Raw genomic sequence first — 12,345 nt, 5'->3', positions numbered from 1 at the left:
AGACTCGGGGCGTCCGGGAGGGTTGTCCGAGCGGCCGATGGACCTGGTCTTGAAAACCAGTGGGCAGCGATGTCCCGTGGGTTCGAATCCCACACCCTCCGCAACGACGAAAGCGGGCCCCGCAGGGGTCCGCTTTCGTCGTTCTGACCGGCTGAGCGGGATGCGAACGAAGTTGGGCCCACGCCGCCGGAGGCTCCGCGTGCCGCGCAGCGGCGCGTGGAGGGGCGGTGGGGAGAATCCCACACCCTCCGCAACGACGAGAGCGGGCCCCGCAGGGGTCCGCTTTCGTCGTTCTGACCGGCTGAGCGGGATGCGAACGGGGTGGGCCCACGCCGCCGGAGGCTCCGCCTGCCGCGCCGCGGGGCGGGTCGACCGGGTGAAACGCCAGGTCTTCACGGCATTCACAGACGTCGATCTCTAGGATTACTGCGACCTCCGGCTGCCGCGCCGGGGTCGACGTGCTGCCGGGCCGGTGGCATCCGTCGTGAAAGGACCCGAGTGAGCAAGACGAACACCCCGCGCGGTCAGAGGACCGCCGCGCGCCACGGGCGACTCACCTCGCCCGGGCCGCTCGCCCAGCTGCTGCGAGGCCTCGCCATCGTCCTCGCCGTGTTGCTCGTCTCGGGCGGAACGGTGCTGGCCTACGCCGCGGTCGACCTGACCCGCAGCTTCACCGCCGACGCCGTCGAACTGAAGAACCAGCCGGCCGTGCCGCCGGACCTCGGGGAGCTCAAGGGCGGCGTCAACATGCTGCTGGTGGGCACCGACGAGTGCGAGCCCGACTTCGCGCAGCTGTTCGGCGACCGGTGCACAGGCGATGACGCCGAGGGCAACCTCAACGACGTCAACATGCTCGTGCACATCTCCGACAACCCGAGGCGCGTGACCGTCATCTCATTCCCTCGCGACCTCATGGCGCCCATGCCCGCCTGCACCGACGAGGACGGCACGGAGAACTCGGCGAAGAGCAAGGCGCAGATCAACAGCGCCTTCCTCTCCGGCGGGCTGTCGTGCGTCGTCGAGACGGTGTCGGAGCTGAGCGGCCTCGACATCCCCTTCGCCGCGAAGGTCAGCTTCGGTGGCGTCATCAACATCACCGACGCGATCGGCGGCGTCGACGTCTGCATCGCGAACGGCATCAAAGACCCGTACACGGGCATCGACTGGCCGGCCGGCATGCGCCAGGTGAAGGGCCTCGACGCCCTGCAGTTCCTGCGCACGCGCCACGGCGTGGGCGACGGGGGCGACCTCGGGCGCATCTCGAACCAGCAGCAGTACATGTCGCGCCTGGCCAACAAGCTGAAGAGCCAAGAGGTGCTGTCGAACCCCGCCACGCTCTACAAGCTCGCGTCGACGGCGCTGCGCAACGTCGACCCGTCGACGTCGCTGACGAACCCTCTGACGCTCGTGCAGATCGCCTCGGCGGTCAAGGACGTGCCGTTCGACGAGATCGTCTTCATCCAATACCCGACCTACACCGACCCGTCCGACCCCAATCGCGTGGTGCCCGACTACGACGATGCCGACACCCTGTGGGCCGCGCTCGCCGCGAACCAGTCGCTGCAGCTGTCGGGCAACCTCAGCGACGGCGACGGCGTGATCGTCGACGCCAACGCCACCCCCGCGCCGACCGACACCGCCGCTCCGACCGACGCCGCGACCGACGCGCCGACCACGGGCGCAGACGCGACCCCGGCGCCCGACGCGACCTCCGGCACGGTCGTGCTCCCGGAGGGCATCGCGGGGCAGACCGCCGCGCAGGCGACCTGCTCGAACGGCAACGTCCGTCAGTGACGCTCGACCTCGCCGCCCGGCATCCGGACTTCGGTTTCGGATGCCGGGCGGCATCCGGTTAGTATGGACCGGTGTGTTCGCGCCGCAAGGCTCGATCACCTGGAGACGTCGCATAGTCAGGCCTAGTGCACCACCCTGCTAAGGTGGAGTCCCCGTAAGGGGACCGAGGGTTCAAATCCCTCCGTCTCCGCAGATGAAGCCCCGGTTCGCCGGGGCTTTTCTGGTTCCCGGATGCCATCGCCGCTGGACGGCCGGTCTCATCCGCGCCGCAGCTCCACCGCGCTGAGACCCGGCATCCCGAGCCAGGAGCGGCCGTCGGGGGCGTCGACGACGGTGAGGAGCACCGCGTCGCAGGAGCGGCAGCGGACGACGGCTCCCATCGCCGAGGCGTAGACGGCGGCCGTCGCGAGCAGGCCGCGGAGGCCGCAGTGGGTGCAGCGCACCTCCGACGCGGTGGCATCCCACCCCAGGAGGTCGTCGAGACGACCGGCGAGGGCGTTTCCGTCGAACGTCGTCATCCCGAACCTCCGAACCTCTCGGTGCGCACGCGCGCGGGCGCGTGGCCTTGCTCGATCAGCCATCCCGCGACCGCCTCGACGAACGGCGTCGGGCCGCAGACGAAGACGCGGGGGCTCTGCTCCGCGGGGACGACCGCGGCGCGGAGGCGCTCCGCGGTGAGGCGACCGGGAGTGACGGAAGAGCCCGGCGGGGCGCTGCGCGTGTAGACGACCTCGACGTCGAGGCGGTCGTCACGCCGCGCGAGGTCGGCGAGTTCGTCGCGGAAGAACATGTCCGTCTCCGAACGCACCGAGGAAAGCAGCCGGAACGGAGCGGGGTCGGAGCTCCGGGCGTGGGCTGACGCCATCGCGAACAGCGGGACGATCCCCGACCCGCCGGCGATCAGCTGCACCGGCGCGGGGTCGGTCGACGGCATCCACACGAAGAAGGCGCCGAGCGGGCCGTGCACCTCGATCCGGTCGCCCTCGCGCAGCTCGTGGACGAGGAAGGGCGACACTTCGCCGTCGGGCACCTCGTCGACCGCGAGCGTGACGCGCGTGCCCTCGCCCGACGAGGCGATCGAGTACGACCGGCTCGCCTGGTACCCGTCGGGCGCGGTGAGTCGCACGTCGAGGTGCGAACCGGCGTCGTTGCCCGGCCACGTGGGCACGTCGAGCTCGATCCGCCGCGCGGTGGGGGTCTCAGCTCGCGTGCCGACGACGGTCGCCGCGTGCCAGGATGCCGGGCGCCGGTTCACCCGTATCGTTCCTCGCGCCACGGGTCGCCGTGCAGGTGGTATCCGTTCTGCTCCCAGAACCCCGGCTTGTCGGATGCCATGGTGATGAGGCCCTGCACCCACTTGGCGCTCTTCCAGAAATACAGGTGCGGCACGAGCAGGCGCGCGGGTCCGCCGTGCTCCGGCGTGAGCGGCGCACCGTCCGCCTCGAAGGCGATCCAGCTCTTCCCGCCGAGCAGGTCGTCGAGGGCGACGTTGGTGGTGTACCCGCCGAAGGAGTGCACCATCGCGTAGCGGTGGTTCGTCTCGACCTCGGCGAACACACGATCGAGCGACACGCCCCGCCAGGGCGTGTCGAGCTTGGTCCAGTGCGTGACGCAGTGGATGTCGACCGTGACGTCCTCCATGCCGAGGGCCTGGAACTCCTCGAGGTTCCAACGGTGCACGCCGTTCTCGGTGCCGATGGCGAACTCCCAGTCGGCAGCATCGACCGCGGGCGTGGGTCCCGCAGACAGGACCGGCCAGTCCGACACGAGCGTCTGCCCCGGCGGCAGCCGCGGATCGCGTTCGCGACGACGACCGCCGAAGCCTCGCGTGATGAATGACATGCGTCCCCCTGCCGGTCCCGTGAGCATCACCCTAGCCAGGGCGGCGCTTCGTCGACAGGGGAATCGCGACGGGCGGGGAAGCATCCGCGAGGATTCTCCTCGCACCGCATCGGCCCCGGCCGCCACCCCTCCGCAGGACTCGCCGGGCACCCGCTAGTGTCGTCCCGCGGCGTGCGTGCGTCGCACCCTCACCCCCGGGAGTGCACACATGTCGGTCGGTCTTCTCGCCGTCGTCGATGACATCCTCAGCGCCGCGATGCGCGCGAGCGCCAAGACCGCGGGCGTCGTCATCGACGACGCGGCCGTCACGCCGCAGTACGTCCAGGGCCTCACCCCCGCGCGCGAACTGCCGGTGGTGTGGAAGATCGCTCTGGGCAGCATCATCAATAAGTACGTGATCATCATCCCGATCGCGCTGCTGCTGACCGCGTTCGCGCCGTGGGTGCTGCCGTACCTGCTCATCATCGGCGGCTGCTTCCTCTGCTTCGAGGGGGCCGAGAAGGTGCTCGAGTGGTTCGGCGTCAGCCACGGCGAGCACGACGCCGACGAGCCCCGCGACGAGAAGAAGCTCGTGCTCGGTGCCGTGCGCACCGACCTCATCCTCAGCACCGAGATCATGCTGATCGCGCTGTCGAGTCTCGACCCCGGGCTGAGCATCTGGATGACGCTCGCCGCCCTCCTCGTGATCGGCCTCGCCATGACGCTCGTCGTCTACGGCGCCGTCGCGCTTCTGGTGAAGGTGGATGACATCGGGCTGCGGTTCATGAAGAGCCCCTCCCGCGGGGTGCGTCGCTTCGGCGCGCGGGTCGTGGCATCCATGCCCACGGTCTTCCGCGTCATCAGCGTGGTCGGTACCGTCGCCATGCTGTGGGTCGGTGGGCACCTCGTGCTGCAGAACCTCGAGGAGACGTTCTGGGCCGGCCCCTACGAGCTCGTCCACGTCGTCACCCACGCGATCGAGGCGGTGGGCCCGGTCGTCGTGTGGATCGTGGAGACGGCGATGTCGGCCGTGTTCGGCCTGGTGCTCGGCCTGATCATCGTCGGGGTCGTCACCGGCATCCAGCGGCTCGTGAAGCGCGACGCGCCGGCTGACGCCGGGCATTGACACCCGCCCGGCCGGCGCGCCGGCACGGACGCCGGGCAGCAATGCCCCGTCACCTCGCAGGCGACGGCGCCGATGAACACCGGGTAGCGACGGAGGGGCGGACCCGGGCCGGGGTCAGCGGGGGCGGGCTTCCCCGGCCGCGACCACGCGCGCGATGCCCGCAACCAGCTCGGGCCAGAGCTCGGGCGCGATGAAGTGGCCCATGCCGGGGTGCACCTGCAACTCCGCGGCGGGGAGTGCCTCAGCCATGTCGACGGCCGCGCTCCAGTGCAGCACGTCGTCATCGCGACCGTGGAACACCAGCGCGGGCACGGTGACCGCACGCAGCGCCTCGAGCCGCTCCGGTGCACGCAGCAGCGCGGACCATTGCCGGGAGAAGCCCTCCGGGGCGTAACCGCGATCGAAGGCCTCGACGGCGGCCCATGCGTTCCATTCGGCATCGAGCGGGTAGCGCTCGCCCGCGGTGGAGGCGGCGAACGCCATCGCCGCGGCCCGCACCTCGTCACGGCTGTAGCGGACCGGCGCCCGCAGGAGCTCCGGGCGCTCGTCGTGCAGGATGTAGCGCGGGTCGCGCCCGGGCGTCGTGGAGAGCAGCCCGAGGCTGCGAACGCGGTGGGGATGCCGGATCGCGGCCATCTGCGCCATCATCCCGCCCATCGAATGTCCGACGAGGTGTGCCGCGTCCATCCCGAGGTGGTCCATGACGCGGATCACGTCATCGGCCATCTCCTCGAGGCCGTACCCGCCGTCGATCTCATCGGGCCCGCCGAAGCGGGCCGACAGACCTACGTCGCGGTTGTCGAGGCGCACGACCCGCAGGCCGTGGTCCACCAGCGCGGCCACCAGGTCGGTGTGCCAGGCGATCAGCTGGGCGCCTCCGCCCGCGATGAGGACGACCGTCGGTGCGGAGGAGTCGCCCGCGGCGTCGTAGAAGATCGCCGGATCGGGGGTGTACGGCATCCAGGGCCTTTCCGTCATGTGGGAGCGACGATAACCCGCATCACCGGGGCGGGGGTATGGTCGCGGGCCCCACCCCGTCGCCCGTGGGGGTGGATCTCGGGCACGTCGCGCCGAGGTCGTGCGACAGCGTCGCGGCGAGGTCGAGGGCCGCGGCGCGCAGCTCGGGTAGACGCGACGAGACGTCCTCGGTCGCCCCGACGATGCACGCGGCGGCGGCGACGAGACCCGCCGCATCGCGGACCGGGGCCGAGATCGAGGTGATGCCGAACTCGTCGATCGAGCGCATCGTGAGCGTGCCGTCGGCGCGCACCCGCTCGACGCGGCGCACGAACTGGTCGTATTCGGCCGCCCCGTGGCGCCGGGGGAAGAGCTGCGCGAGCTGAGCCGCATCGAAGTCCATCGCCAATGTCGGGCCGCCGTCCGAACCGACCAGGGGGTGCGGGCGTCCGAGCCACGGTGCCATGCGCAGTCCCTCGCCGAGCGGTTCGATGTGCTCGACCATCGTGAAGCTGCGCATGCCGGTGAGCGTCGTGACGAAGACGCACGCTCCGGCCTGCTGCGCCGTCGCGGCCGCGCGTGCGGGGCCGACGAGCGCCAGAGTCGGCGCGTACGCGGCTCGGTGCCACGCGTGAATCGCGGGATCGACGTGCAGGACGTCGGTCTCCGCGTCGCGGGCGAGCAGACCCGTGCGCACGAGAGTGTCGGCCAGCCGGCGCGCGCGGTCGAGGCGCAGCCCGGCCGCCGAGGCCGCAGCCGTGACGGAGCGGGGGAAGTCGGCGATGGCCTCCACCATCCGTACGGCCGCCTCGATCGCCCGGGTCGGCGCGGCGGTGGGCCCGTCGGCGCGGGCGGCAGGGGCAGCGCGGGCAGGCGTCGGACGGTGCATTCGCGCGAGGGCGCGCTCGAACGCGTGACGGGCGTCGGTCAGCAGGCGGCGGATACGTGGGCGGGCCCGAGCGGCGCGGTAGACGGGGAGGGACACGGCGAGAACGGCGACGCGACGACCGTCGGGGGCGGTGAGGGCGACCGCGATCTCCACGGCGCGGCCGGTCTGCGACTCCACGACCACCTCGCCGGCGCCATCGGGCGACGCCGCACGCACCAGCGCGCGGCGCGTGTCGTCCACGCGATCGCCGATCAGCGCGGGCACATGCAGCGTCCACCCCGACGCGACGGTCGCGACGATCCGCGCGCCACCGGCTTCGGGGGCCGCCAGCACGACCGTCTCGGCGGTGTCCTGCGCGAGCCGGTGCAGCTCGAAGTGCACGGTCGGGCCCAGGGCCGCGGCGGCGCGTCCCGACAGCGCGACCGCCCGGGCGCCCACGCCGTACGTACCGTAACCGTCGGCCCGCCGGAGGAGTCCTGCGTCGGCGAGCTCGGCGCACAGACGCGAAGCGGTACTGAGTCCGATGCCGGCCGGGCGGGCGATCGCGGCGAGAGGGAGCGGGGCGGTCGGGTCGGTGCGTCCGGCGACCGCGCGCAGGACAGCGACGGCCTGCTCGACGCGCGCGGTCATGGCATCCCTCGTTTCTGCAAAGTCATCGTCGATGAATTGCTGCTGCTGGCGACCGTAACAGGAGCGCGACGAGCGATTCGAATAATTGCCGATATTCGCCGGGCGCCCGCCCGGGATCCGGAAGGAACCGCTATGGAGCAATTCGACGTCGCCGTCGTGGGACTCGGCGCGCTCGGCAGCGCCGCGGCCTACCACCTGGCCCGTCGTGGCTCGCGTGTCGTCGCGTTCGAGCAATTCGAGCTGGGCCACGTGCGCGGTGCGTCGCACGACACCTCGCGCATCGTCCGCACCTCGTACGGCTCGGCCGCGTACGTGCGTTTCGCGCAGGCGGCGTACCGCGAGTGGGCGGCGCTGGAGGCGGCCACCGGCGAACGCCTGCTGACCGTCACAGGCGGGGTCGTGTTCATCCCCGACGACGGCCCGTACGACGCGGCCGACTTCGCGCGCAGCCTGTCGGCCAGCGGCGTGCCGTTCGAGATGCTCGGCCCCGCCGAGGTGCGCGCGCGGTGGCCGCAGTTCGCGGTCCCCGAGGGGGTGACGTGCGTGTACACACCCGATTCGGGGATCGCCCACGCCGCCCGCACCGTCGCGACCCTGCAGATGCACGCGCGCGTGCTCGGAGCCACGCTGCGCGACCGCACCCGTGTGGATCGCCTCCGCCCCGACGGCGAGGGCGTCATCGTCTCGACCTCCGGAGGCGACGTCCGTGCGCGCCGCGTCGTCGTCGCCGCGGACGCGTGGACGAACGAGCTCCTCGAGCCGCTCGGCATCCGCATCCCGCTGGAGGTGATGCAGGAGCAGGTCAGCTACTTCGCACCCGCGGACCCCGAGGCGTTCGACCGTGACCGCTTCCCGGTGTGGATCTGGGAGGACGAGCAGTGCTTCTACGGGTTCCCCACGTACGGCGAGCCGACGATCAAGGCCGCGCGCGACGTCTCGGAGAACCGTATGACGCCCGCCGAGCGCACCTTCGTGCCCTCGCCCGAGCGCGCCGCGGAACTGACGGCGTTCCTCGCCGCGACGATCCCCACCAGCGGTCCGCTGTTGCGCACGGTCACGTGCCAGTACGCGCTCACGCCCGGCCGTCGCTTCGTCATCGGCCCGCTCACCGAGCACCCCGACATCGTCGTCGCGCTCGGGGCGGGCCACGCCTTCAAGTTCACGCCCGCGATCGGGCTGGCTCTGGCCGAGCTCGCACGGGGCGAGGACACCACCGACGACCTGACGGCATTCGCGCTCGACGCGACCGCCGTTCCCGCGATGTGAGGCCCGCCATGCAGATCCAACGGCGTGGCGACACCCACCACGATTGGACGCTCTACGAGGGGCAGAGCCGGGTCGGCATCGAGTGGTACTTCCGGGATGCCACCGCCCTCGGCGTCCACGCGATGCTCTATGAGCTGGCCCCCGGCGCGTCCGAGGGAGAGCATCGGCACCTGAGCGGGGCGGTGGACAGCTGCTCTGCCGAGAGCAGTGACGAGATGTACATCGTGACACGCGGCGAGATCGTCTTCTCGGGTGACGGGGAGGAGCGCGTGCTCGCGGCGGGCGACGCGGCCTACGCGCCGGCCGGTATGCGGCACGGCGTGCGCAACGCCTCCGCCGAGCCGGCAGAGCTCGTGCTCGTCTTCGGCCCTTCGCGCAGAGAGGCGGCGGCATGAGGCACAACGCCGACTACGCGCTCGACGACCTCGACGCGGTCCGCGCGCTCGTGGACGAGAACCCCTGGGCGACCCTCGTCAGCCACGTTCCGGGGCGCGGGCTCGTGGCATCCCATTACCCGGTGCTCGTCGATGACGGGGCCGAGGGCCTCGCCCTCGTGAGCCACGTCGGCCGCCCCGACGAGAGGCTGCACGAGCTCGGCGCGCACGAGGTCATGATCGTGGTCTCGGGGCCCAGCGGGTACGTCTCGCCGAGCTGGTACGGCACGTCGCCCGCGGTGCCCACGTGGAACTTCGTCGTGGCGCACCTGTACGGAGTCCCTGAGATCCTGAGCGACGACGACAACCTCGCCGTGCTCGACAGGCTCGTGACGCGATTCGAGGCGCCGCTGCCGAACCCTTTCGTGATGCATCGCAGCCTCGAGAACACGGAGTATGCCGAGCGCATCGTGCACGGCACGGTGGGGTTCCGCCTGCCCGTGGCCCGCTTCGACGCGAAGCAGAAACTCAGTCAGGACAAGCCGGATGCCGTCGTCGACCGCGTCGTCGCGGCGCTGCGCGCCCCCGGCCCCTACGTCAACCCGGCCCTGGCCGACCGGATGGATGCCATCCGCCCCCGAGAGGAACGACACACACGATGACCGGATTCGTTGGCGTGGACGCCATGGTGCGCTGGGTCGCCACGCACGGGGCCGAGCGGCTCATGACCGACATGGTCGCCTATCTCGAGGCCGACTATCGTCGGTGGACGTCGTTCGACAAGGTCGAGCGGATGGCCAGCCACACGCCCTTCGGTGTGATCGAACTCATGCCCATCAGCGACCCCGACACGTATGCGTTCAAGTACGTGAACGGGCACCCCTTCAACCCCGGCCGCGGGTATCAGACCGTGACCGCGTTCGGCGTGCTCGCCGATGTGCACAACGGCTACCCGGTGTTCCTGTCGGAGATGACGCTGCTGACGGCCCTGCGCACGGCGGCGACCTCGGCGATGGTCGCGCGCCGTCTTGCCCGAGCGGACGCGTCGACGATGGCGATGATCGGCGCGGGGAGCCAGGCCGAGTTTCAGGCTCTGGCCTTCCGCGGGGTGCTCGGCGTCGACCGCCTGCGGGTCTACGACGTCGATCCCGCAGCCACGGCGAAGCTCGTGCGCAACCTCACCCCGCTCGGCTTCGACATCGTGGTGTGCGACTCCGCCTCGGAGGCCGCCCGCGGCGCCGACATCGTGACGACCTGTACCGCCGACAAGGCGGCCGCGACCGTTCTCAGCGATGCCGACGTGGCATCCGGGATGCACATCAACGCGATCGGCGGCGACTGCCCCGGTAAGACCGAGCTCGACCCGGCGATCCTCTCCCGGGGGCCCGTGTTCGTCGAGTACACGCCGCAGACGCGCATCGAGGGCGAAATCCAGCGCGTCGCCGCGGACTTCCCGGTGACGGAGTTCTGGGAGGTGCTCGCCGACCGGCGACCCGGTCGCACCGCCGACGATCAGGTGACCGTCTTCGACTCGGTCGGCTTCGCGATCGAGGACTTCTCGGCGCTGCGGTTCCTGCGCGACAGCGTCGCGGGTACCGAGCTGGCGCTCGAGATCGACCTCGTGGCCGCCCCCGACGATCCCAAGGATCTGTTCGGGCTCGTCGGCTCCCCGGTGCCGGCGCTGTGAGCGCGCTCACTCTGCGGTCGGTCCGCCCGTACGGCGGCGGCGAGCCGGTCGACGTCGTCGTGTGCGACGGCGTCATCGCGTCGATCCACCCCCGCGGCGGCGACAGCGAGGGCGAGACCCTCGACCTCGACGGGCGTTTCGTCGGGCCCGGGCTGTGGGACGCCCACGTGCACTTCACGCAGTGGGTCATCTCCAGCCGCCGTGTCGACGTCGGCGGAACGGCGAGCCCCGGCGAGGTGGTGGACGCCGTGCGTCGCGCCGTGCGCGCGGGCGCACCGCGTACCGACGGTGTGCTCGTCGGCTACGGCTACCGAGACGGCCTGTGGACGGAACCGACCTCGCTGCGCATCCTCGACGAGGCGTTCCCCGACGACCCCGTGGTGCTCGTCAGCGGCGACCTCCACGCCGGGTGGATGAACTCCCGCGGCGCGGATCGGCTGGGGCTGCGGCCCGGCGCGAGCGGGGTGGTGGCCGAGTTCGAGTGGATCGCGGCGTTGCAGCGGTTCCAGCAGGCCGCGTCCATTCCGATAACGGCATACGCCGAGGTCGCCGATGCCGCGGCGCGCCGGGGCATCGTCGGCATCGTCGACTACGAGAACGTACCGAATTTCCGCGAGTGGCCCGAGCGCGTCGCCGCGGGGGTGCATTCGCTGCGCGTGGACGCCTCCGTGTGGCCCGACCGGCTGGAGGAGGCGATCGTCGCGGGGCTGCGCACCGGCGATCCGCTCGACGCCGAGGGGCTGGTCACCATGGGCCGGCTCAAGGTCGTCTCGGATGGCTCCCTCAACACCCGGACGGCCTGGTGCTGGGACCCTTACCCCGGTGCGGACCCGCACGCGGAACACGGGTGCGGCGTGCAGAGCGTTTCCGTCGCCGAACTGCGCCGCCTGCTCGTGCGGGCCGGCGAAGGCGGCATCCTGCCCGCCGTCCACGCGATCGGCGACCGCGCGAACACCGAGGTGATCGAGGTGTTCGAGGAGCTCGGAATGCCGGGCATCGTCGAGCACGCCCAGCTCGTGCGCGACGACGACTTCGCGCGGTTCCGCGCGGCCGGGCTCATCGCGAGCGTGCAGCCCGAGCACGCGATGGACGACCGCGACATCGCCGATCTGCACTGGGCCGGGCGCACGGCGCGCGCTTTCGCATTCGGGTCGCTCCATCGTTCCGGGGCGCAGCTTCGTCTCGGGTCCGATGCCCCCGTCGCGCCTCTGGATCCGTGGCACGCGGTCGCCGCGGCGACGTCGCGCAGTCGCGGTGACCGCGAGGCGTGGCATCCCGAGCAGCGGCTGCCGCTCGACGTCGCGCTCGCCGCGAGTTGCCGCACGACGTTGGCGGTGGGTCAGCCGGCCGACCTCGTCGTGGTCGACGCGGATCCCTCCGCCTGCGATCGTGACGTGCTGCGCGGCATGCCGGTCGCCGCGACCCTACTGGGCGGGCGGTTCACGCACCGCGCGGTGTGAGGCATCGGCGGCACGGGGCGAGGAGGCTGGGCGCCGCCGGCGGCGGCGCGAGAAACGCTTCCGCTGCTGAGACATGCGGTATCGCAGCGAGTCTCGGTAGGAACAGCGTTTGTCGGCTAAGGGCGGCCGCTCCGCGGCCGCTAAAGCGGGGGCAGCCGTGGGGCGGCGATGGCGCCGCGGGGAGGGCGCGAGAAACGCCGTCTCTGCTGAGACACGCGGTGTCGCACCGTGTCTCGGCAGGAACACCGTTTATCGGCGCTCGGCCGGCCGCCGGCTACCGGCTGGGGCGCGGACGGTGGGGCGCGGCGGGGAGGGCAGGGGTGGCGCGAACAGCGCGTCGG

At 71.6% G+C, this 12,345-nt stretch carries 12 protein-coding genes and 2 tRNA genes; 9 read left to right on the top strand and 5 right to left on the bottom strand.

The window, feature by feature from the left end; all coding sequences use genetic code 11:
• Nucleotides 1-16: 16 nt before the first annotated feature.
• The 3 genes from B0B15_RS00290 (at nucleotide 17) to B0B15_RS00280 (ending at nucleotide 1,984) form a co-directional block, all read left to right on the top strand.
• A tRNA-Ser gene (locus tag B0B15_RS00290) sits at nucleotides 17-101 on the top strand.
• 397 nt (nucleotides 102-498) lie between these two features.
• Entirely contained in the window at nucleotides 499-1,794 is a 1,296-nt protein-coding gene (locus tag B0B15_RS00285; protein WP_076672761.1) for an LCP family protein, read from the top strand.
• Nucleotides 1,795-1,895: 101 nt separating this feature from the next.
• Nucleotides 1,896-1,984, top strand: a tRNA-Ser gene (locus B0B15_RS00280).
• Between the two features lie 67 nt (nucleotides 1,985-2,051).
• On the opposite strand, the gene B0B15_RS00275 is transcribed toward B0B15_RS00280, so the two are convergent.
• From B0B15_RS00275 to B0B15_RS00265, 3 genes are read right to left on the bottom strand one after another with little or no spacing between them, the layout of a single operon-like run.
• Complete coding sequence (locus B0B15_RS00275) at nucleotides 2,052-2,312, bottom strand: DUF6510 family protein (protein WP_076672760.1); 261 nt, start codon at nucleotides 2,310-2,312, stop codon at nucleotides 2,052-2,054.
• Nucleotides 2,309-3,049: an FAD-binding oxidoreductase gene (locus tag B0B15_RS00270; protein ID WP_076672759.1), complete on the bottom strand. Its 741-nt coding sequence runs from the start codon at nucleotides 3,047-3,049 to the stop codon at nucleotides 2,309-2,311. Before B0B15_RS00270 ends, B0B15_RS00275 begins: the two co-directional genes overlap by 4 nt.
• Nucleotides 3,046-3,636: a molybdopterin-dependent oxidoreductase gene (locus tag B0B15_RS00265; protein ID WP_076675027.1), complete on the bottom strand. Its 591-nt coding sequence runs from the start codon at nucleotides 3,634-3,636 to the stop codon at nucleotides 3,046-3,048. Before B0B15_RS00265 ends, B0B15_RS00270 begins: the two co-directional genes overlap by 4 nt.
• 208 nt (nucleotides 3,637-3,844) lie before the next feature.
• On the opposite strand from B0B15_RS00265, the gene B0B15_RS00260 reads away from it, so the two are divergent.
• Nucleotides 3,845-4,741 (top strand): DUF808 domain-containing protein, encoded by an 897-nt coding sequence (locus tag B0B15_RS00260; RefSeq protein ID WP_076672758.1) that lies wholly within the window; start codon nucleotides 3,845-3,847, stop codon nucleotides 4,739-4,741.
• Between the two features lie 114 nt (nucleotides 4,742-4,855).
• On the opposite strand, the gene B0B15_RS00255 is transcribed toward B0B15_RS00260, so the two are convergent.
• Both B0B15_RS00255 and B0B15_RS00250 read right to left on the bottom strand, forming a co-directional pair.
• A complete protein-coding gene (locus B0B15_RS00255; RefSeq protein ID WP_176776530.1) occupies nucleotides 4,856-5,719 on the bottom strand; it encodes an alpha/beta fold hydrolase in 864 nt (287 codons plus the stop codon).
• Between the two features lie 22 nt (nucleotides 5,720-5,741).
• Nucleotides 5,742-7,217 (bottom strand): IclR family transcriptional regulator domain-containing protein, encoded by a 1,476-nt coding sequence (locus B0B15_RS00250; protein WP_076672756.1) that lies wholly within the window; start codon nucleotides 7,215-7,217, stop codon nucleotides 5,742-5,744.
• A gap of 132 nt (nucleotides 7,218-7,349) precedes the next feature.
• On the opposite strand from B0B15_RS00250, the gene solA reads away from it, so the two are divergent.
• The 5 genes from solA to B0B15_RS00225 are packed head-to-tail and all read left to right on the top strand — an operon-like array spanning nucleotide 7,350 to nucleotide 12,004.
• A complete protein-coding gene (gene solA, locus B0B15_RS00245; protein WP_076672755.1) occupies nucleotides 7,350-8,483 on the top strand; it encodes an N-methyl-L-tryptophan oxidase in 1,134 nt (377 codons plus the stop codon).
• Nucleotides 8,484-8,491: 8 nt separating this feature from the next.
• The gene (locus B0B15_RS00240) at nucleotides 8,492-8,878 is read left to right on the top strand and encodes a cupin domain-containing protein (RefSeq protein ID WP_143016304.1); all 387 of its coding nucleotides are present in this window, start codon (nucleotides 8,492-8,494) and stop codon (nucleotides 8,876-8,878) included.
• Nucleotides 8,875-9,519 (top strand): FMN-binding negative transcriptional regulator, encoded by a 645-nt coding sequence (locus B0B15_RS00235; protein WP_076672753.1) that lies wholly within the window; start codon nucleotides 8,875-8,877, stop codon nucleotides 9,517-9,519. Before B0B15_RS00240 ends, B0B15_RS00235 begins: the two co-directional genes overlap by 4 nt.
• On the top strand, nucleotides 9,516-10,544 hold the full coding sequence (locus B0B15_RS00230; protein ID WP_076672752.1) for an ornithine cyclodeaminase: 1,029 nt from the start codon (nucleotides 9,516-9,518) through the stop codon (nucleotides 10,542-10,544). The genes B0B15_RS00235 and B0B15_RS00230 overlap by 4 nt, the downstream gene beginning before the upstream one ends.
• Nucleotides 10,541-12,004: an amidohydrolase gene (locus B0B15_RS00225; protein ID WP_076672751.1), complete on the top strand. Its 1,464-nt coding sequence runs from the start codon at nucleotides 10,541-10,543 to the stop codon at nucleotides 12,002-12,004. Before B0B15_RS00230 ends, B0B15_RS00225 begins: the two co-directional genes overlap by 4 nt.
• Nucleotides 12,005-12,345 lie beyond the last annotated feature (341 nt).

It is taken from the genome of Microbacterium sp. RU1D (genome assembly GCF_900156435.1).
Taxonomy (GTDB): Bacteria; Actinomycetota; Actinomycetes; order Actinomycetales; family Microbacteriaceae; genus Microbacterium.
This window is presented reverse-complemented; position numbering and strand designations above follow the sequence as displayed.